Below are 20019 nucleotides of genomic sequence, written 5' to 3'. Positions count from 1 at the left end.
AATAAAAAAAAGTAAGCATATGCTTACGAATTAAAATTGGAACTGCAACACTTATGAGAAAATAATCTCATAGGCATTGCAGTTTTTTTGATACAAAAAAGCAACCCCTTGACCGACTAAAGCCCAAAGGAGTTACCATGAATATTTATAAACAAATATCTTTAAAAGAAAGAACATTAATTGAATATCTATTAAATGTTCAAAATAAATCAGTTTCTTTCATAGCTAAAGAACTAAATAGAAATAGATCAACGATTTACAGAGAAATCAAAAGAAATAAAGCAGCTGTAATTTATAAAGCTAAAGATGCGCAATTTACTAGAGACATTAATAACACCTTATCTCATCAAAATGAAATAAATAAATATAAGGAATTCTTAAGATTTCTTTATGCAAATTTTAATCCAAAAAGCTTTAGTATTGATGTTTGCGTTTTTAAGGCCAAAGAACTTGGAATCAAAACCCCAACAACTCAAACTGTTTACAATTGAATTAAAAATAAACAAATAAAAATAAAATCAAAAGACTTGCTTAGACCTAGGTTTTGATGAAGAAAGTCTAGTAAATATAAGAAATATCTATGAGAAATTTCAAAAATGAACTCTATTCCAATTACTTATAGACCTAAAAATATTAATAAAAGAAAAGAAGTAGGTCATTTTGAAATAGATTTAGTTGTGGGTGCAGGTAACACTTCAAAAGCAATAATTACACTTGTCGAAAGAGTTACCCGAAAGGGTTTTGCAATTAAACTAGAAAATAAAACTATGAAACATACAAATGAAAAATTAAAAGAATTAATTGGAAAAGAAAATTTAAATATTAAATCTATCACTAAAGATAACGGTATGGAATTTAATCTTTTACATGAAGTCACACAAGAATTAAGCATGCCACTTTATACATGTAATACGTATGCTTCTTGTGAAAAAGGCACTAATGAAAACTTTAATGGATTAATCAGAAGATATTTACCTAAGAAAACTAATTTTACAAATTTAACAGATGATAATATAATTGAAATATTAAATGAAATAAGTAAAATGCCTCGTAAAATTCTGAACTACAAATCAGCTCAGGAATTTTATGAGACATTCGGTTAGAAGTGTTGCACTTCCAATTTTAATTTATAAGCATATGCTTACTTTTAGTTTAATTTTTCTTTTAATTGTTTAGCTGCTTTAAATTTAGCTGATTTAGAAGCTGAAATTGAGATTTTTTCACCTGTTGATGGGTTAATTCCTTCTCTTGCTGCTCTTTCGCTAATTGCAAATTTTCCAAATCCTGCTATTGAAACTTCATTTCCTGAAGATAATTCTTCAATAATTAAATCGAACAATGAATTTACTACTGATTCACATTCAACTTTTGAAATATTTTCATTAGCAATAATTTCATTAATTAAGTCTTTTTTTGTCATATTTTCTCCTTTAATTTTTTAAACTAATTTCACGTCTCTAAAGACATTATTTAAAAGTGAAATAGGCTTAACATTATTATATAAAATATTATATATTATTTCAAAAAAATTCATCTTTATTTGATATTTAACACCTATTTCATGTGCTATTCTGGCTGTTTCAACGCCCTCGACAGTTAAATTAAATGATTCTAATGCTTTTTTAGCATCATTTAACTCAACAATTCTTTCTCCCAATCTAAAATTTCTAGATTTTTTGCTTGATGCTGTTAAGATTAAATCTCCTAATCCAGCAAAATTTAAAAATGTTTCAAGTTTAGCTCCAAAATGTTTTCCAAACTCATACATTTCATTTAAGCCTAGAGTTAACAAAGTTGCGTGAGCATTATCTCCTGCATTATATGCTTTAAGAATACCCCCACCAATTGCTATTGAATTTTTTAAAGCTGCTGATATTTCACATCCGGCAATATCAGTTGTTGGATACATATAAAAATATTCATTTGAAAATACATCGCATAGCTCTTTAGCTTTTTCAATTGATTCTGAAGCAATCATTATAGCTGTTGGTTGACGATCAACTACTTCAACTGCAATTGATGGTCCATACAATGCAGAGTAAGTTGCTAAAACATTTGATCCTTCAAAATATTTTTTAATTTTATCTGAAAGTAATCCTAAGTTTTCTTCATCAAGACCTTTTGCTGTGTTAATTATGTCCATTGGTCTTTTAGCATATTTAATAATATCATTAACAACATGTTTAATGGCAGCTGTTGGGACACCTAAAATTAATATGTCTGTGTTTTCTAAAGCAGCAGCCATAGAGCTGGTTGCTCTAATTTTTTTGTTAATCTTTTTATTATCAAAAAAAACTGAATTTTGATGATAAATATTAATATCGTCAACTTGTTGTTCAACTATTCCATACATAATAACATTGTTGTCGTTATCTGCTAATACATTTGCTAATGCAGTTCCATAAGCTCCTGTTCCAATAATTGTTATATTTTTTTTACTCATAGTGCCTATTTCCTTTCTCTGAAAATAATTGACATTGGTACACCCTCAAATCCAAATTGAAGTCTTATTTGATTCTCTAAAAATCTTTTATATGAAAAGTGAACATAATCAGGATTGTTCACAAAAAGAACAAAAGTAGGTAAATACGCTTCTACTTGAGCACCATAATAAATTTTTAATCTTCCACCATTAAAGTTAGGCGCTGGATTTATCAACTGTGCTTTGTTTAAAACTTCATTAAATACAGAAGTTTTAATTTTTTTATCAAGTGCTGTTCTAATATCTTCAACTGCTGTAAATATTTTAGTAATTCTAGTTTTATCGTGTGCTGAAACAAATAAAATTTTTGCATATGCTAAGTATTTAAAATAAGCTCTTATTTCATCTTCTTTTTTTAATATTTCTTTTTCTTTATTTTCTACTAAGTCTCATTTATTAGCTATTATTATAATTGGTTTTCTTTCTTCAAAAGCTAGTCCACCAATGTTTGTATCTAAATCACTAATTGGCACTGATGCATCCAACATCAGTAAAACAACATCACTACCATTAATTGTTGTTAATGATCTTAAATAACTATATTTTTCTACATTTTGAAAAATTTTAGATTTCTTCCGTATTCCTGCAGTATCTATTAATGTATATTCTATGTTATTTACTTTTACAACAGAATCAACAGCATCTAAAGTAGTACCCGGAATATCACTTACGATCATTCTTTCTTCTCCAATTAATGAATTAACTAGTGAAGACTTACCAACATTTGGTCTTCCTATAATTGAAACTCTTGTCCTGTTGTCTTTGTTTATTTCTTCGTGTGACGGCATTTGATGAATTATATCATCTAACAAGTCTCCAGTACCAATTCCATGAGTTGCACTAATAAGAATTGGTTCCCCAAATCCTAAACTCATGTATTCATATTGATCAAAATCAGAAGTTTTTTTATCATACTTGTTTACAGCTAAAACAATAGGTTTTTTTGTTTTATAAAGAATTTTTGCTATCATTTTATCTTCATCAGATAAACCTTCTTGATGATTTAATAAAAACACAATAACATCAGCTTCTTCCATTGCTATTTCTGCTTGCACCTTAATTTCTTTAGCAAACGGTTGATCTTCAAGTGTTATACCACCTGTATCAATAACAATGAACTCTCTTGTTAATCATTCTGCTGTTCCATAAATCCTGTCTCTTGTTACACCAGGTGTATCTTCAACAATAGATTTTTTTTCTCTAATGATTCTATTAAATAGTGAAGACTTACCAACATTTGGTCTTCCAACTATAGCTACTATTCCTTTTTTCATTATCTATTTACCTTCCAATTCTTTTATTTTATCAACAACCATATTAACAACATCTTCGATTGGAATATTTGAATTATCAATTAATCAAGCATTTTCTACTTTTCTTAATCCATTTTTAAAGTCCTGTTCATCTCTGTTAATTATTGAATTTTTAATTTCTTCAAGATTATTATTTTTAATTTTCAATACTTGATTTTGCTTAAATCTTCTTTCAGCTCTTGCTTCAACACTTGAATCCAAATAAATTTTTAAATCAGCGTCAGGTAATACAACAGTTGTTATATCTCTTCCTATTTCAATACAGCCTCCACCAGTGACCATTGCTCTTTGAGCATTAACCATAAATTTTCTTACTTCTGGTATTGGAGTTACGTAATTAATAAATTTAACAATATCATTTTCTTGAATTCTTTTTTCCACTTCTTTACCGTTTAAATAAGGCTTACCATTGATAACTGAAAAATCAAAATTAACTAATGTTTTAATTATTTCTTCTTTATTTAAAAAATCCACTTTTGACTCAATGCAAAGCAAAGTAAAAGCTCTATACATTAAGCCTGTATCAATAAATTCATAACCTACTTTTTTAGCAACTGTAGCAAATGTTGCTGTTTTACCACTACCAGCGGTTCCATCAACGGCTACAACAATTTTATTTTTCATGTTAACCTCCTTTTAAATTGAAAATATAATTACTATTCCTAATAAACCTATTACTAGAAAAGATGCAAAAATGATAGTAAATATTTTGGTGTTTATTTTAAATCTTTTCTTGCTTTGACTTAAATTATGCATTTTTTCTCTTTGCTTTGCTTTTATCTCAACTGTTAACTGATCAAATGGTAATCTTTTAATTTCTTTATTAATTGCTATCTTTTCATCATAACTTAAAAAGCTTTTAGCTAACGTTTCATTTTTTTCACCTGCATAATTTGTTCTATACGCTTCACTGTTATTTATTCGCTCAAGATATTTTTTATTTTTCTCGCTTAAGGAATCTAACAAATCTTTCAATTCTTTTTTATAAAATTCTTTTTCTTCAAACATAATTTCATTATTCTCACTAGTATTACTGCTTGATTCATAATTTTGAATTTTTTTCAGTTCTTCAAGAGAATCATTAAGCTGACTAATTATTTCGTAGTTAAAATGTTTTATTTCAGGGTCATGCTCCAAATGGAATTTAACACTATCATTTTCTTGATTTAAAATTTTTTCAACTTTTGTGAAAAAATCAAGATCCATTTTTTTCAAAGTTGCCAATGAAGAAGTAACAAACGAATTCATTGCTAAAATATCTCTATTTTCAGCAAACTTATTATTAATTTCATTAACTTCTTCTTTATGAAGTTCACTTCTTGACAAATGTTTATCCATCTTGCTTTCTCCTTTTATATATATTTTATAACAAATACAACTTTTAATCTTAAACAACAAAAAATAAAAGGTCAAACCTTCTATTCTTTAATCATTTTGCAAATATAAAAACCATCTGTATTCATTTCAAAACCAAATAGTTGTTTTTCTTCAATGATTTTAATGTCTTTATATTTTTTCGTAAATTGCTTAATTTGATTTTGATTTTCATATGGATTTATTGTACATGTTGAATAAACCATAGTACCTTTGCTTTTTAAATTGTGATAAGCAGTTTCTAGTAATTTTTTTTGAATATCTACAATATTATTAATGCTTTTAAGATCTATATTATTAATTTTTATTTCAGGTTTTCTCTTTAGTACTCCAAAACCTGAACAAGGAGCGTCTAATAAAATAAAATCATAATTTTCTTTTTCATCTATTAAAGTGGCATCTCCACATATTAATTGAATATTTTTACAATTTAATCTGTCAATATTTTGCTTTATCAACTTTATTTTATTTTCACTAATTTCGTATCCTGTTATATTACCTGTATTTTCCATTATCATGCTTAAATGAGTTAATTTTCCACCTGGAGCACTACACATGTCTAAAACTTTAGAACCCTTTGTCGGCTTTAAAATATTAGCTACCAAAATTGAAGCTGGGTCTTGAATAGTTATTTCACCATTGTTATATGCTTCACTTTTAACAATTGCTTTTTTAGAAATATAGCAACTTTTAATATCAGTTTTTTTTAGTTGATACTCTTCACTATTTTTGATGAAAAAGTTTTCTTCGTTCACTTTCAATGTATTTATTCTAAAACTAATTACAGGTTTTTTATTTGAATCTATAGCAACTTTTTTTGCAATATCAAATCCATAACCTTTTTCAATTAAATTAAATAAATTTCTAGGAAATGAATTTTCTATACAAATTTTTTCTGTTTCTGCTAAAGATGAAAAATTAAACAATTCTTCTTCATTATTAATAACTTTTTTTAAGCATGCATTTAACAAACCTGAAAATTTATGGTTGACAGTTTTTGCAATCATAACTGATTCATTTACTACTGCGTATTGAGGTATTGTTTTTAAAAAACGTATTTGATAGATACTCATTCACAATAATATTTGAATATCAATATTAGTTTTTTTAGGATCAATTAATTTTCTTGAAACTTGATCTATTAATATTTTATTTGTAATAGTACCATGTACTATAGCAAAAATTAAGTTCTTAAATTTATCTGAAATTTGCAATTTTGATACATCATTTAAAAGAATATTCGAAAATGATTTATTTTTGAATACTTTTTTAAGTATTTCAAATGCAATTTTTCTTGAATTATTAGTCTCCACTAAAATCACTTCTTTGTTTTATACTGAAAAAGTTAATTTTGAACATTAATTTTTGAATTTTGAAGTCTACATATTCAACATTATTTATTTTTGAAAAGTCTCCGTGAGCTAAAGTTTTTCTATATACTTCTGAAGATAAAATTTTAATTAACTCTTCTCTTGCATCAAAATTTTGAGCTTCTTCTTTTGCTTCAGTATTGTGAGCAAGCAGTTTAACATTGGCTTCCCAATTATTAATAAAATAAGTATATTTTTCATCAACAATACGCTCAACAATTTTAATAAGATCTTTAAATTTAGATTCTTTATTTCCAGCAGCACATTTTTCTCTAATTAAAATATCTGTAATTTTTGAAACAGCGTTTTCAACAGAATCATTTTCTACAACATAATCATAGTTATGTTTTAAAGGTATTTCTAGTAATGCTTTATCTAATCGCGCTTTAATTTTGTCTTTAGACTCAGTCGCTCTACCTTTAATTCTTGCTTCTAATTCATTTAAAGTTGGTGGCATTAAAAATATTGATAAAACATTTTCTTCATTTCTTAAAACTTGAGTTGCTCCATCAACTTCAATTTCTAAAATAACATTTTTACCCTGGTTTAGTTTCTCTTCAACATATTTTCTTGGTGTACCATATGAATTACCTACAAAGTTTGCATATTCAATAAGTTCATTGTTTACAATTGCATTTGCAAATTCTTCTTTTGAAACAAAGAAATAGTTAACTCCATTAATTTCCCCTTCACGAGGTGCTCTTGTTGTCATTGAAACTGAATATTCTAATTTTAATTCTTTATTTGTTAATAGTTCACCATTAACACTTCCCTTACCTACACCACTTGGCCCTGATATAATTATTACTTTTCCTTTATTTTCCATTTTCATTCTCCAATCTTATAATATATAAATGTTTTTTATTGTAATCTTTGTATTTTAATAATTTAAATTGAGCTAAGATGTTTTCATCCAAAGGCAATTCTGATTCAATCATAATTATTGCTCAATTATTTAATAAATTTAAATCAAGTAGCTTTTTAAAGACCTGATGATAAGATTCAGTCTTTGCAAAAGGTGGGTCCATATATACTAAATCAAAACTTTCATTTCTAAAAGCTAAGTAATCAAGTAATTCCAGATAATCCTTATTGTGTGTTTCTCAAATTTTAGATTTTGTTTTTTCCAAGTTTAATTTAATAACTTTTAATGCTTCTCTTGAATAATCGTTAATAACTCCATATGATATTCCTCTGCTTAAACCTTCAATTGTTAGTGCACCACTTCCACCAAAAATATCAAGACTTCTCTTATTTTCAAAAATAAAATAGTTATTGATAATGTTAAATGCATCTTCTTTGATTCTTGTTAAAGTTGGTCTTGTATTTTTGCCCTCTAAAGTATTTAACTTTAATCCTTTGTATTTGCCTGCTATTACGTTCATTTAACTCCTTGATAATTTAATATTATATAGTATTACACTTATAAAAACATTAAAGAAACTAGTTATAAGGTTTGTTTGTTGTAAAAATAGAATTTAATATTTTAGTCTTGGTCAATTTTTCACTATTTTTTGAAATTAACTTTATATTTTTTTCGCTTAATTTAATTTTTATTAAATTAGTTTTTGGTAAATTGCATTTTCTACTATCAACTATGATTTCAACATCATTTGATTTTCTAATAAAAATTTCTACATTATGTTTTCTTGAAAAAATAACTGGAGCATTTAATGTTCTAAAGTTATTATTTGAAACAGCTGCAATTTCTAACATCTGAAAAATATTATTTTCATCTATTATCACAGCTCCATTATGTGACTTTGCAAATCCTGTACTTCCACCAGAAGTTGAAAAAACTAGTCCTGTTCCTTTAAATGTTTCTAGCAATTCTCCATCAATTAAAACATCGGCCTCTAATGGTCTTAAATTATTTATTATTTTAATTTCATTAATTACTTTATAATCATTAGCTTCTAATACTGATATTTCAATTGGTTTTTGATTTTCTATATTACTTAATATCTCTCTAATGTCTGAAATTCTATTATGGTTTGTATAAAATCCAATTCCACCAGATTTGATTGGCACAAAAATTACTTCTTCTAATAACTTATTAAATATCTCAGCTGCTTTTAAGAATGTTCCGTCTCCACCAATAACAAAAATGTAATTAGGGTTGTTATTATCTTCTACTCATTTTTTATTTTTTAGTAGATCAATAAGTTCATCAGCTATTTTTTTTGACTCATTATAATCGTTTTTTACAATACTATATTTCATTTTGCACCTCAAGTTAATGTAAAATAATTATATCAATTATTAAGTTATATATGTTTGATATAATATGATATATAAAAGTGAGGAATATAAGAATGCAAAAAGAAAGAATGATAACTGGTATAACACCAAGTGATTCAATGAGTTTAGGAAATTATTTAGGAGTTGTTAAGAATTTAATTGAATATCAAAATGAATATGATTTATATGTTTTTGTTGCAAATTTACATGCAATCACAATACCTAAAGACCCAACTTTATTAAAAACTAAAACAAAGGAAATGACAGCATTATATATAGCTTGTGGGCTTAATCCTGAAAAAATGACTCTTTTTCTACAATCTGATGTTATTGAACATTCTCAACTAGGTTGAATTCTTACTACTCAGTCAACAATGGGTGAATTATCAAGAATGACTCAATTTAAAGATAAATCAGCAAAGGAAAGTAATGGTGAGAATGTTTCTATCCCTACTGGATTGTTTACATATCCTTGTTTAATGGCAGCTGATATTTTACTTTATGACCCAAAGTTTGTTCCTGTTGGCGTTGATCAAAAACAACACCTGGAATTAGCTAGGGATTTGGCAATCAGAATGAATAATAAATATGGTGAGATGCATGTTGTTCCTGAACCAATAATAACTAAAGGAAATATTAAGATTATGGATTTACAAGATCCTACAAAAAAAATGAGTAAGTCAAGTGAAAATCCAAAAGCAGTTATTAAAATGCTTGATTCACCTGCTGAAATTGCAAATAAAATTAAAGCGGCAGTTACTGATAGTGAAAACTTAATTAAATATGATCCAATCAATAAACCAGGAGTTTCTAATTTAATGAATATTTATTCAATAATTAAAAATATTTCAATTGATGATTGTCATGAAAAATGAGAAGGAAAAAATTATAAAGACTTGAAAGATGATGTAACTGAAGCTTTATTAGAATTAATTGTTCCTATTCATCAAAAATACAATGAAATCATTAAAGGTGACTATTTAAAAGAAGTGCTTGAACAAGGTGCTTTAAAAGCAAAAATAGTTGCTTTTAAAAAAGTTAATAAGGTTCAAAATAAACTTGGGATTAATTGATACAGAAAATAAACTGATGGTTTATTTTTTATACAAAAAAAGATGCTTTATGCATCTTTTATTAATTATTCAGGTGCCATTCAACCAACAATTTTAATTCTATTGATTAGTTTAGCTGCATTCTTTTTAGTTCTATTGTTAACACAATTAGCGTGCACACCAATATAGTTGTCAATTTCAAGAACTGGTTTTTTAATATTTATTAAATCAATTACTCAAGCAGTTTCATCATTACTCATGTTCTCGTTAATTTTAAATTCCATAGGATATTTACAAATATAACAAAGTCTAAAGTCTTTTCGGTCTCTGTTTTGAATAACACGGCAATTTTCTCAAGCTTTAGCATATTCAGCATCAGTAAAGATTACTTTATTTGATTTTTGATCTATTTTAGCCATAAAATTTTATTATTTTGAAGCTAATGCTTTGTTTGATGCATCAACTAATAATTTAAATTGTTCAGGGTTTGAAATAGCTAATTCTGATAACATTTTACGGTTAACATCAATATTTGCTAATTTTAATCCATTCATAAATTTTGAGTATGATAAACCATAAGGTCTAACAGCTGCATTGATACGTACAATTCATAATTTTCTAAAATCACGTTTCTTTTGTTTACGCCCGATAAAAGCGTAAGCCATTGAACGAACTACTTGTTCATGTGCTTTTTTATATGAAGAATGTTTAGTTCCGTAGTAACCTTTTGCACGTTTAATTCAACGTTTTCTTCTTGCTCTAGTTACTTTTCCAAATTTAACTCTTGCCATAACTTATTTTCCTTTTACCTTTCTTATTTTTGTAATAAACCTTTAATACGTTTCATGTCTGTTACATGAACAATTGTAGCTTTTTCTAAGTGACGTTTTTGTTTTGTTGTTTTTCCTGTAGCACGGTGAGATCTGTAAGCTTTACCTCTTTTTAAAGTACCGTTTTTCTTAGCAATAACTCTTTTTGCTAATGATTTTTTTGATTTCATTTTTGGCATAATACTTAATTTCCTTTCAATACTTTTCTAATTATTTCTTTGGCACAACGTACATATCTAAGAATCTTGAAGTTAATTTAGCTTCTTTTTCAATTTTAGCTATATCTTCAATTTCTTTGTAGAATCTGTCCAATGTTTCTTTACCTAAATCCATGTATGCGATTTCTCTACCTTTAAATTTTAAAGAAATTTTAACTCTATCTCCAGCTTCTAAAAACTCTCTAGCTTTCTTAGCTTTTGTTACTAAGTCATGTTGACCGATATTAACAGTTAATCTGATTTCTTTGTTTTCAACCTTAACTTGGTTTTTCTTAGCTTCTTTGTTTTTCTTTTGTTGTTGATATTTAAATTTACCATAATCTAAAATTTTACAAATTGCTAAACCATCAGGTTGCTGACCTACTTGCATTAAATCTAAACCTTTTTCTTCAGCTAACTGAATAGCCTCATTTCTTTTTAAAGGTCCTAGTTTTTCTCCATTGTCTCCAATAATTAAAACTTCTCTAGCTCTAATAAAAGTGTTTATAGGGTCTTGATTTTTAATAGGTTTTGAATTGTTTCTTCTTTGATCCATCTAATACTCCTTTGGATAAATAAAATGTGTGCCGTCAAAAATTAGATAGCACACATTATAATATTTCTCTATATTATTAATTCGACCACTTTACGTTAAGTTTGTGGTGAGCTTGTGCTTCTTTTTCTTTAACATTTAAATTATAACAAATAAATTAATGATTTGTAAATATAATTAACCAACAGTTGCGATTAATTCACCTTTTTTAACTTTTCCCATTTTTACAATAGTTATTTCTTTACCATTTTGGTTAGTTACGATAATAGGTGTTGTAATTGAAGGAACTTTTGGTTTAACAAATTTTAAATCAACTTTAACCATTGGGTCACCTTGATTTACTTTGTCTCCTTGTTTTACAAATGATTCAAACCCTTCTCCATCAAGGTTAACTGTATCTAATCCAATGTGAACTAAAACTTCAACTCCTGATTTTTCTCTAAATCCATATGCGTGTTTTGTTGGGAAGACACTTGCCAATTCACCAGTCATTGGTGAAACAAAATCACCATTTGCTGGAACGATAGCTAAGCCATCACCCATCATTTTTCCGCTAAAAACTTCATCTTCAACTTTGTCTAATCCAACAACTTCACCATCAACTGGTGCATAAATTTCAACAAGTTTGTTTTTTTTGCTAAATAATCCCATGTTTATATTTCTCCTTTTAAAACTAATTAGGCTAATAAAATTATATCACTTATAATGTTTAGATGATAAAGTTGAATAAACAAAAATAATAGAAAAATAACAAAATACTTAAAATAATATTTCCCTTAATGTATTATTAAAATAGAAAATAATTTTTATAGAAGGAAAATAAAATGATAAAGTTGAGAAAAAGAGTCCATTTAACCGATGAACAAAAAATAGAAAATTATAAACAAGAAATAAAAACTTTAGAAGAAGTTGATTATTCTCCGCTTTATAGTCAAGATGTTGCTTATCATAACTATGGATATATTCATACTTTTAGAGTTATATCTGATGGATTAAGATTAGCAAATATGAAACAATTTATGGCTGGTGTACTTGCTGGTATTTGAATTGGTTTAGTCTATGTAGCTGTTGCAATGGCAACATATTCATTTGTAGGTCCTGATAAGGCAATACTTGAATCATTAGTAAAAATATTAACTGGTTTAATATTTGGTAGTGTTATATTACTTATATCTTTTCTTGGAGGTGGTTTTGTTACAGCACACATGTGATATAACAGAACAATGTTTAAAAAGGTTGAAAGATGATCAATATTTTTAAGAGCTTGTGGTCTTGTTTATGCAGGAAATATAATTGGAATTATGATATTTACTTGTATCTTTCAATTAAGTGGAGCTTTAAACCACAGTCCAGCATTAGCTGATCATATATATAATGCTTTTGGTAAAGCAAAACTTTATGAAGTAGGAGCTGCTATTACTAATGGTAATGCTTTAAAAGCTAGTGAAATATTTGAAACTATTGGTTATGTATTTGCAAGTGCTATATTATGTAACTTTTTAATATGCTTAGCAACTCAAGGTTCTAAATCAACAAAAGGGAATACAGTAGCAGCAATGATTATGTATTTCTTAGTATTGTTCTACTTTGCAATTGGTGGTTACCAACACTGTGTGGCTAACTGATTTGGAGCTTGAATGTTAATATTAAGAGCAATATCTGATCCAACAACTCAGCATGCAAACATGGCGTGAGCATTCGTTGTTTTCAATATTATTCCTGCTTTATTAGGTAACTTTGTTGGTGCCTTAATAATTGGAACTTTCATGGGATTATTTAATAAAGAATTTGATATATTATTAGTTCAAGAAGCTAGAATGAAGTTTTTAACAGAAGAAATCGAAAGAATTGAAAACAAAAAAATTAAAGTAAAAAAATAATCTCATTGAGATTATTTTTTTTGCCCTCTTAAGTTTCCTAATACTGTTTGCATGCAATCATGACAATAATATAAAGTTACTCTTTTATAAACTGGTTCTGTTGTTAATCACTTATTTTGTGTTGAATTAACATCTAAAATTTTTTCTGAAAATGACGCACTTGCATCATTTTTACAATTTGTACTATAACATTTCATACTTTAATCCTTTTGCCTTCTATCTTCTCTTAATCTTTTTAAAAACTCTATATCATTTGTTTCATTGATTGTTTTAATATAAAGTTTTGATTCTGCTTTTAATCTTTTGACCTTATTTTTTGATCTAAACTTATAATTTGAATCAACTAATCTTTTTGATACTAAACAAATTATATACCCACTAATTGTTATTAGTGCTAAAAAATACGCTAATCAACTTTTTTCTGCATATCCAAAATCTACATTTATTTTTAAAATTTCGTTTATATAATGAAAATTAGGTGCATTTACAAAGCCAGCTTGTACTATATTTATTGAATACCTCATTGGGTGTAAATATAGTAGATAATTTAATCATTGTTGCTCAATAATAGTTTGGAAAGGAAAACCTAATCCTAAAAAATACATACTTGAAAAATAAATTAATAAACCTATTATAACTGTTCACTTTGTATTACTAATAAATGTGTATAAAAATAAAGCGATCACATAACATGTAATTCAACAAATTAGTAAACCGAATATAATCATTAATGTATTCATATTTTCAATATAATTCAGTTGTGTGGGAAATAGCACTATTGATATTACAAACAATACTAAACAAATAATAAAAGTTGAAACAAAATTAAATGCTAATAATGATGTATGCTTTGTTTTATTACTAATGTTACTCATACTCATTTTATCAACAAAGTTTTTTCCTCTTCAATCATTTATTGTTCTTAAATAAATGTACATTGAATTTCTGACCATAGCTACGCAAATACCAGAAACTAATAAAAAAGGATCATTATGTTTAAATGCCAACCAACATAGCATTGTATATAAAGATATAAAAACACCTAAAAATATATTTAGTGGGTTCTTAAATCAATGTTTTGTTTGTATAACAAATAGCATGCTGAAAACTTTATATTCATTTTTTAACTTAGCTAAATTCATTATTTATTGCCTCACTTTTTGCTTGGCTTATAAGATTTAGTCTTTTTTTGCTTTTTAGGTTTTTGATTCTTATAATTCAAACTTGCAATTTCAACAAGAGCCTTTAATTCATCTATAGAGTTTGTTTTTTTAATTAACTCAATATTGTTAACATGTTTTCTAACACCTCTAAATTTTGAATATTTTCTTGTACCAAATTGATAATTATTTTTTAAGCGAGTGTAAAAAGCAAAAGTAAATATAATTATAAATACACTTGCAATTACTGCTGGAAGTCATCATCCGTTCCCTCCATAACCAAACCCATGCTGTCCTAATCATGAACCTGATTCAACTCCTGGGAAAGCCATATTTGATGCATTCCCAACTCAAGCTGCTTGCATTAAATGTAATGTGTACCTGTGTGGAGCAACATAAGTTAAAATATTAATTGCTGGTATTTGACCAACAACATTTCAAGGTATACCTAGCCCTAATAAATACATTGGGCCAAAATATGAAATTAAAGAAATAATAAAAACATATTCTTTATTTTTAAATGTTGTTGATAAAAATAAGGCTATAACATTTGATAGCAAAATGTTTAAAAGAAAACCTAATAAAAATGGTCCTCATTCAACATCTGAAATTACTTGTCTTTGTGAACTAAATAACATTGCTAAAGAAATTAAAAGAAGCGTAACTAAAATATTTACTATTCAGTTAAAACATAAAACTGATGAATATAAAACTCTTTTTGAAACAGGAGTTGTCAACAAGTTTCTTATAAATCTTGTTTCTCTTCAATCTGCTAATGTTAAGTTTAAATTGTACTGAGAATTTCTTATAGAAGAAATCCCAATTGCTGATGCTAAAACAAAACTATCTGCCAAAAGCCCTGATTCAGCATCATGAGGTTTAAAGGCGAGTCAACATAACAATGTTACAGTTGTTAAAACGACACCTAAAATTATATTGACTGGATCTGTGATGTAGTTAAAAGTTTGAGCTTTCATTAATCTTAAGAATATTTTAAAATTTTTATTTGATTTCATTAGTTATGTCCTCTTTTAAAGATTCTTGAACTAGTTTATCTTTTACTATCTTCTTCTTTTCTTTTTTAAACTGTTGTTTCAATATTTTTCTTCGAATTATTTTTTGTTCTTCTTTAATATATCTCTCTTTAAGCTTTTCAAGTTGTTTTTTTTCAGTTTTAGACATGGTGATGCTTAAAACATCACCATTAACAATAACTTTATCATTAGCAAAAGTTCTTTTTAATTCTTTGCTTAAAAATTTTTCAATGCTATTTAAAGTCTTATGATATTTTTTATATCTATAATTAATTGTTAATTTTTTAATTGATTTAATTGTTGCCTTAATCTTTTTTGAAATAATTTTAATTGAATTTGCATTAATATATGAAACAGATAAGTTATCAATGTTTGTTTTTAAATCTAAAACACTAAAATATACTTCTTTTAACCTATTTAGCATTTTTTCATTGTGATGTTCTTCACATTCAAGTTGTTCAATCAATGTTTGCAAGTTATTTGAATATGTTTCAGTTTTAGTATTCATTGTTGAGAAAAATTTACTTTTATTTTTTATTTTTTTCTCTACAACAAGTTCTTCTTTAAAAATTGATTTTGTATACTCCATTACAGTTTTATATTCTTTTTCAATTTCTTTAATCAAAAGATCATCAAAAATTTCACCATCATTTAAGTAAACAACTCTATCTGTTAAATTTTCCAAGAAATAATAACTTGGACTATTTAAAACAAGCGTATTACCCACTGATAAATATTCTTTAAAAAAATTAGTAATTTTTTCTTCATATCTGAAATCTATATCTGATGACAATTCATCAATTAAAACTAACTCGGGCTTTGAAATAAATGCCAGGAATATTGCATATATTTGCAGTCTAACAATTGAAAGTTTGTTAAGATATTTTTCTTCAATTTCATTGACACCAAAAACGTCTTTTAATTTATTAATTCATTCTAAATCATTCATATCATAAATTCTAATTCATAAATCATTTATATCTTTTACTTTAAAACCATTTGGCCACGACTGCTCTCTTTTTTGTAACCCAATAGCCTTTAAAATGTTCTCTTCTTCTAAATTATAATTAATAGTTCCTGTTGTATTTTTCAAGTTATTCCCAATAATTCTTAGTAAAGTTGTTTTCCCACTACCATTAGAACCTAAAAGTGAAATGCATTGACCACGATATAACTTTAAGTCAATTTTTTTTAATGCTCAAATTTGTTTATTATATATTTTTGATACATTTGTTAAATCTACTATAGGTGTTTTAAAATTCATAAATTAGTGCCTTTCTTTTTTAATTTTTATTTTTCCTCATTTATAAATTATTTTACTCCTTGAAAAAAAATATAGAGTTTTTTAGAAACAAAAAAAACCTTAAATAAATAAAGTTTTTATTTAAATTTTAATTGGCAATAACTAATTTACCTTTTCTAATATCGTATGTTTTTCAGAAACCTAAGATTGATGCCATAACTAATGTACCAATAGCGACTGCTAAGATGTATAATCCTACACCTAAACCAATTGCTCCTCCTGAATTCATTTGTTCTGCACTTGTTCCAAATAATCCTGATTTTAATAATGGGAATACAGCAATACCACCATGAGGTGCACCTAAAGTAATTTTACATCCACCAACAATTAAACCAGTAATTGTACCACCAGCCATTGCTGAAAGTGAAATTCTTTTTGGGTCAGTTACCATAAATGGTATTGCGCCTTCTGAAATAAAGAATGCTCCCATTAGTCAATTAGCTTTTGCTGAATCTTTTTCTTTTTGAGTTCATGCATTTCTAAATAGTAAAGTGCATAGTGCAATTCCAAGAGGTGGAATCATTCCACCAGCCATTGCTGCTGCCATTGTAACAGTGATTAAAGGATCATTTCCTAACCCACCTGAAACTGAAAGAGTTCCAGTTACATAAGCTATTTTATTGATCGGTCCTCCCATATCAATACACATCATTAATCCTAAAATAGCTCCTAATAATATCAATAAATTGTTATCAGCTAATAATTTTAAGAATTGTTGCAATCCATACATTGTGTAACCTAACGGAATATTCAAAACAAACATTGTTAAAGAAATACCTAAAAGTGATAACACAGGAATTAAAACTATATCTCTTATTCCATGGAAAGATTTATTGAATTTTTTGAATCCTAATGTTAATCCAAATACTAGTAAAGCTGCTACATAAGCACCAACCATACCACCAATAAAGCCTGATTGCATTGGAATTATAGTTTCTCCACTTTCATTCAGAGGAAATAATACGGATCATAATCCTGATCAACCGCCCGGTTTACTTGCATACGCAAATCCACCAGTTCCATCTGCAAGTAAACCTGCAATAAATCCTGGCATTAATCCTTGTGGACCAACAATCGTATATGAAATATATGCAGCAAGAATTGGAACCATCATCATCATTCCAGTTTTTCCAATGGCTGAGAATCAGCCAGCAACTTCATTATGTGTTCCAAAATTACCCATTCAATAATTAGATCAAGCTGCCTTTATTAATTCTTCAGCTGGTTCTTTGTTATCATTTGCTTTTTTATAAGCTTCAATTCAATCAGCTCTTCAAATTGCATCAATTAAATTTGGCACTGAACCACTACCTGCTGCAAAGTCAATTAAGAATCCAATTCCTAATATGATCCCTCCAGCAACAACAAATGGTAACATTCTTGAAACCCCTGCAAGTAAATTTCCTTTAACTTGAGCAAATTTTTTCAATGAAAAATCATCACTTACTTCGTCATCTTTTGAAGATACAGATTTTGCTGTTGTTGTTTTTTCTGTTTTACCAAATTCTTCAATTAATTGTTTCCCATTAAAAATAGCATCTTTAGTAGTTGTATCAATTACTTGTTTACCACCAAATCTACCCATACCTTGTAAGTTTTTGTCATGGGCTAAAATAATTACTTTGGCATTATCAACATCTTCTTGAGTTAATTTATTTTCAGTTCCTCTACGTCCTTGAGTTTCAATTTTTACACTTAAACCTAATTCAGTAGCGTATTCAATTAATTTTTCTTCTGCTAAATATGTATGAGCAATTCCTGTTGGACATGCTGTTATACCAATAACATCATATTTCCCATCTTTTGCTTCAACTGTTTTAGTTTCAATTTTATTGTCAAAAGCTTTTGAAAGATCTTTAAAGGCTTTTGCATTTCTTAATGCTTTTTGAAATTCTGGCTTCATTAAGAATTTTGATAAGTCTGCTAAAGCACCTAAATGTGCTTCACCTTTTTCATCATTTGTAGCAATCATAAAGATTAAATCTACTGGTTGGTTATCTAAACTTTGTCAGTCAATCGGTGATTTTAAACTTACAAAAGCAATACAAGGTTCTTTAACTGTGTTGTTAATTGCATGAGGAATTCCAATTCCATCACCCATACCTGTTGATGCTTCTCCTTCTCTTTTTAAAATCGCATCTTTAAAAGTTTTTTTGTTAGTTACCATTTTTTCTTTTGATAATTTATCAACTAAAAAATTAATAACTTCATCTTTTGATTTTAAATCTGCTTGAAAGACTGAAACTTTAGATTTGAATAAATCTTTTAATTCCATAATTGTCTCCTATTTTATTTTTTTAACTTTAATTTCTTCTTTTAATTTTAAAATATCATCTTGTAGTCCAAGTCATTCTGTGAAAGCTGTAGCTCCACCCGCTGCTGCACCAAATTGTAAGCATTCTTCAACTGATAAATTTTTATATAAGCCATATGTGAATCCAGCAATCATACTGTCCCCTGATCCAACTGAATTAACTAATTTACCATTTGCAATTCCTGTTTCATAAATTGAGTCATCTTCTGCAAAGTAATAACTACCTTTACTTCCTCTACTTAATAAAACGTTTTTAGCTCCCAATGTTTTTAACTGTTTAACCATTTCTTTTACTTCTTCAAATGAGTATTCTTTAAACGGTAAACTTAATATTTCACATATTTCTTCAACATTAGGTTTTATTAAATAGGGTTTTGCTTTCAAACCATTTAACATATTTATTTTTGAAGTGTCTAATATAAATAAAGCATTTTTTTCATTTGCTATATTTCCAATTTCTTCATAAATGCTATTTTCAACACCTGTTGGTATACTACCAGCAGCTACTAAAATATCACCACTTTTTAAGTTTTTTCTTAAAAAATTTTTTAATTCATTTATTATTGCTAAACTAACTGTCGAACCTAAACCATTTAATTCAGTCTCTTCAAGTTTAGCTAAATTTTTTATTTTCAAATTTGTTCTTGTGGCACCTTTGTTTATAAAGAACTTATTATTTAGATTGTTTTCTTGAAACTTATCTAAAAATGAGCTTTTATTGTTTGAACCCAAGATACCAGTAGATAAAACTTCTGCTTTTAAATTATTCAAAATAATAGAAACGTTAATACCTTTTCCACCAATTACAACATATTCATTTTTGTAATAATTAGTTTCACCAATATTGAATCCATCAGTTTCAATAATATGATCTAATGCAGGATTTAATGTTACTGTATATATCACTTTATTTCCT

Annotated in this window: 23 protein-coding genes; 3 read left to right on the top strand and 20 right to left on the bottom strand. The window is 27.1% G+C overall.

Going from position 1 to position 20019, the window contains the following annotated elements:
* Positions 1 to 137 precede the first annotated feature (137 nt).
* Positions 138 to 1103 carry an IS30 family transposase gene (locus MTABA_RS01105; RefSeq protein ID WP_100679365.1) on the top strand — a complete coding sequence of 322 codons (966 nt, stop codon included), beginning with the start codon at positions 138 to 140 and terminating at the stop codon, positions 1101 to 1103.
* 44 nt (positions 1104 to 1147) lie between these two features.
* Here the strand turns inward: MTABA_RS01105 and MTABA_RS01100 are convergent, their stop codons facing one another.
* The 9 genes from MTABA_RS01100 to MTABA_RS01060 all read right to left on the bottom strand — a co-directional run bounded on the left by MTABA_RS01100 (position 1148) and on the right by MTABA_RS01060 (position 8762).
* Positions 1148 to 1420, bottom strand: coding sequence for an HU family DNA-binding protein (locus MTABA_RS01100; RefSeq protein WP_100679364.1), 273 nt, complete (start codon positions 1418 to 1420; stop codon positions 1148 to 1150).
* Positions 1421 to 1438: 18 nt separating this feature from the next.
* Positions 1439 to 2443, bottom strand: coding sequence for an NAD(P)H-dependent glycerol-3-phosphate dehydrogenase (locus MTABA_RS01095; RefSeq protein ID WP_100679362.1), 1005 nt, complete (start codon positions 2441 to 2443; stop codon positions 1439 to 1441).
* 5 nt (positions 2444 to 2448) lie between these two features.
* Positions 2449 to 3756: a ribosome biogenesis GTPase Der gene (gene der, locus MTABA_RS01090; RefSeq protein WP_023025531.1), complete on the bottom strand. Its 1308-nt coding sequence runs from the start codon at positions 3754 to 3756 to the stop codon at positions 2449 to 2451.
* A gap of 3 nt (positions 3757 to 3759) precedes the next feature.
* Complete coding sequence (cmk, locus tag MTABA_RS01085) at positions 3760 to 4419, bottom strand: (d)CMP kinase (RefSeq protein WP_100679360.1); 660 nt, start codon at positions 4417 to 4419, stop codon at positions 3760 to 3762.
* A gap of 12 nt (positions 4420 to 4431) precedes the next feature.
* Positions 4432 to 5133, bottom strand: coding sequence for a hypothetical protein (locus MTABA_RS01080; RefSeq protein WP_100679359.1), 702 nt, complete (start codon positions 5131 to 5133; stop codon positions 4432 to 4434).
* Between the two features lie 80 nt (positions 5134 to 5213).
* On the bottom strand, positions 5214 to 6491 hold the full coding sequence (gene rsmB / locus MTABA_RS01075; RefSeq protein WP_100679358.1) for a 16S rRNA (cytosine(967)-C(5))-methyltransferase RsmB: 1278 nt from the start codon (positions 6489 to 6491) through the stop codon (positions 5214 to 5216).
* The gene (gmk, locus tag MTABA_RS01070) at positions 6472 to 7365 is read right to left on the bottom strand and encodes a guanylate kinase (RefSeq protein WP_100679357.1); all 894 of its coding nucleotides are present in this window, start codon (positions 7363 to 7365) and stop codon (positions 6472 to 6474) included. The genes rsmB and gmk overlap by 20 nt, the downstream gene beginning before the upstream one ends.
* The gene (gene rsmD, locus MTABA_RS01065) at positions 7355 to 7924 is read right to left on the bottom strand and encodes a 16S rRNA (guanine(966)-N(2))-methyltransferase RsmD (protein ID WP_100679355.1); all 570 of its coding nucleotides are present in this window, start codon (positions 7922 to 7924) and stop codon (positions 7355 to 7357) included. Before rsmD ends, gmk begins: the two co-directional genes overlap by 11 nt.
* 58 nt (positions 7925 to 7982) lie before the next feature.
* Positions 7983 to 8762, bottom strand: coding sequence for an NAD(+)/NADH kinase (locus MTABA_RS01060; RefSeq protein WP_100679354.1), 780 nt, complete (start codon positions 8760 to 8762; stop codon positions 7983 to 7985).
* 92 nt (positions 8763 to 8854) lie between these two features.
* Here MTABA_RS01060 and trpS point away from each other — a divergent pair, with 92 nt between their 5' ends.
* Positions 8855 to 9865 (top strand): tryptophan--tRNA ligase, encoded by a 1011-nt coding sequence (trpS, locus tag MTABA_RS01055; RefSeq protein WP_167373316.1) that lies wholly within the window; start codon positions 8855 to 8857, stop codon positions 9863 to 9865.
* Between the two features lie 53 nt (positions 9866 to 9918).
* Here the strand turns inward: trpS and MTABA_RS01050 are convergent, their stop codons facing one another.
* From MTABA_RS01050 to MTABA_RS01030, 5 genes are all read right to left on the bottom strand, one after another.
* Complete coding sequence (locus MTABA_RS01050; RefSeq protein WP_100679352.1) at positions 9919 to 10251, bottom strand: hypothetical protein; 333 nt, start codon at positions 10249 to 10251, stop codon at positions 9919 to 9921.
* A gap of 9 nt (positions 10252 to 10260) precedes the next feature.
* The gene (rplT, locus tag MTABA_RS01045) at positions 10261 to 10623 is read right to left on the bottom strand and encodes a 50S ribosomal protein L20 (RefSeq protein WP_023025522.1); all 363 of its coding nucleotides are present in this window, start codon (positions 10621 to 10623) and stop codon (positions 10261 to 10263) included.
* Positions 10624 to 10646: 23 nt separating this feature from the next.
* Positions 10647 to 10841, bottom strand: a complete 195-nt coding sequence (gene rpmI, locus MTABA_RS01040) for a 50S ribosomal protein L35 (protein ID WP_011183086.1) — start codon at positions 10839 to 10841, stop codon at positions 10647 to 10649.
* A gap of 31 nt (positions 10842 to 10872) precedes the next feature.
* Positions 10873 to 11415 carry a translation initiation factor IF-3 gene (gene infC / locus MTABA_RS01035; RefSeq protein WP_100679351.1) on the bottom strand — a complete coding sequence of 181 codons (543 nt, stop codon included), beginning with the start codon at positions 11413 to 11415 and terminating at the stop codon, positions 10873 to 10875.
* Positions 11416 to 11589: 174 nt separating this feature from the next.
* Entirely contained in the window at positions 11590 to 12063 is a 474-nt protein-coding gene (locus tag MTABA_RS01030; RefSeq protein ID WP_100679350.1) for a PTS sugar transporter subunit IIA, read from the bottom strand.
* 173 nt (positions 12064 to 12236) lie between these two features.
* On the opposite strand from MTABA_RS01030, the gene MTABA_RS01025 reads away from it, so the two are divergent.
* A complete protein-coding gene (locus MTABA_RS01025; RefSeq protein ID WP_100679349.1) occupies positions 12237 to 13292 on the top strand; it encodes a formate/nitrite transporter family protein in 1056 nt (351 codons plus the stop codon).
* A gap of 11 nt (positions 13293 to 13303) precedes the next feature.
* Here the strand turns inward: MTABA_RS01025 and MTABA_RS01020 are convergent, their stop codons facing one another.
* From MTABA_RS01020 to pfkB, 6 genes are all read right to left on the bottom strand, one after another.
* A complete protein-coding gene (locus MTABA_RS01020; protein ID WP_100679348.1) occupies positions 13304 to 13489 on the bottom strand; it encodes a hypothetical protein in 186 nt (61 codons plus the stop codon).
* 3 nt (positions 13490 to 13492) lie between these two features.
* Positions 13493 to 14434 carry an ABC transporter permease gene (locus MTABA_RS01015; protein ID WP_100679347.1) on the bottom strand — a complete coding sequence of 314 codons (942 nt, stop codon included), beginning with the start codon at positions 14432 to 14434 and terminating at the stop codon, positions 13493 to 13495.
* Positions 14434 to 15468 carry a hypothetical protein gene (locus MTABA_RS01010; RefSeq protein WP_100679346.1) on the bottom strand — a complete coding sequence of 345 codons (1035 nt, stop codon included), beginning with the start codon at positions 15466 to 15468 and terminating at the stop codon, positions 14434 to 14436. The genes MTABA_RS01015 and MTABA_RS01010 overlap by 1 nt, the downstream gene beginning before the upstream one ends.
* Entirely contained in the window at positions 15455 to 16750 is a 1296-nt protein-coding gene (locus MTABA_RS01005) for an ATP-binding cassette domain-containing protein (protein ID WP_100679345.1), read from the bottom strand. The genes MTABA_RS01010 and MTABA_RS01005 overlap by 14 nt, the downstream gene beginning before the upstream one ends.
* 127 nt (positions 16751 to 16877) lie before the next feature.
* Positions 16878 to 19064 (bottom strand): PTS fructose transporter subunit IIABC, encoded by a 2187-nt coding sequence (locus MTABA_RS01000; protein WP_100679344.1) that lies wholly within the window; start codon positions 19062 to 19064, stop codon positions 16878 to 16880.
* 9 nt (positions 19065 to 19073) lie between these two features.
* Positions 19074 to 20009 (bottom strand): 1-phosphofructokinase, encoded by a 936-nt coding sequence (pfkB, locus tag MTABA_RS00995; protein WP_100679343.1) that lies wholly within the window; start codon positions 20007 to 20009, stop codon positions 19074 to 19076.
* Between the last annotated feature and the right edge of the window lie 10 nt (positions 20010 to 20019).

Origin of the sequence: Mesoplasma tabanidae, assembly GCF_002804025.1 — a bacterium.
Lineage (GTDB): Bacteria > Bacillota_I > Bacilli_A > Mycoplasmatales > Mycoplasmataceae > Mesoplasma > Mesoplasma tabanidae.
This window is presented reverse-complemented; position numbering and strand designations above follow the sequence as displayed.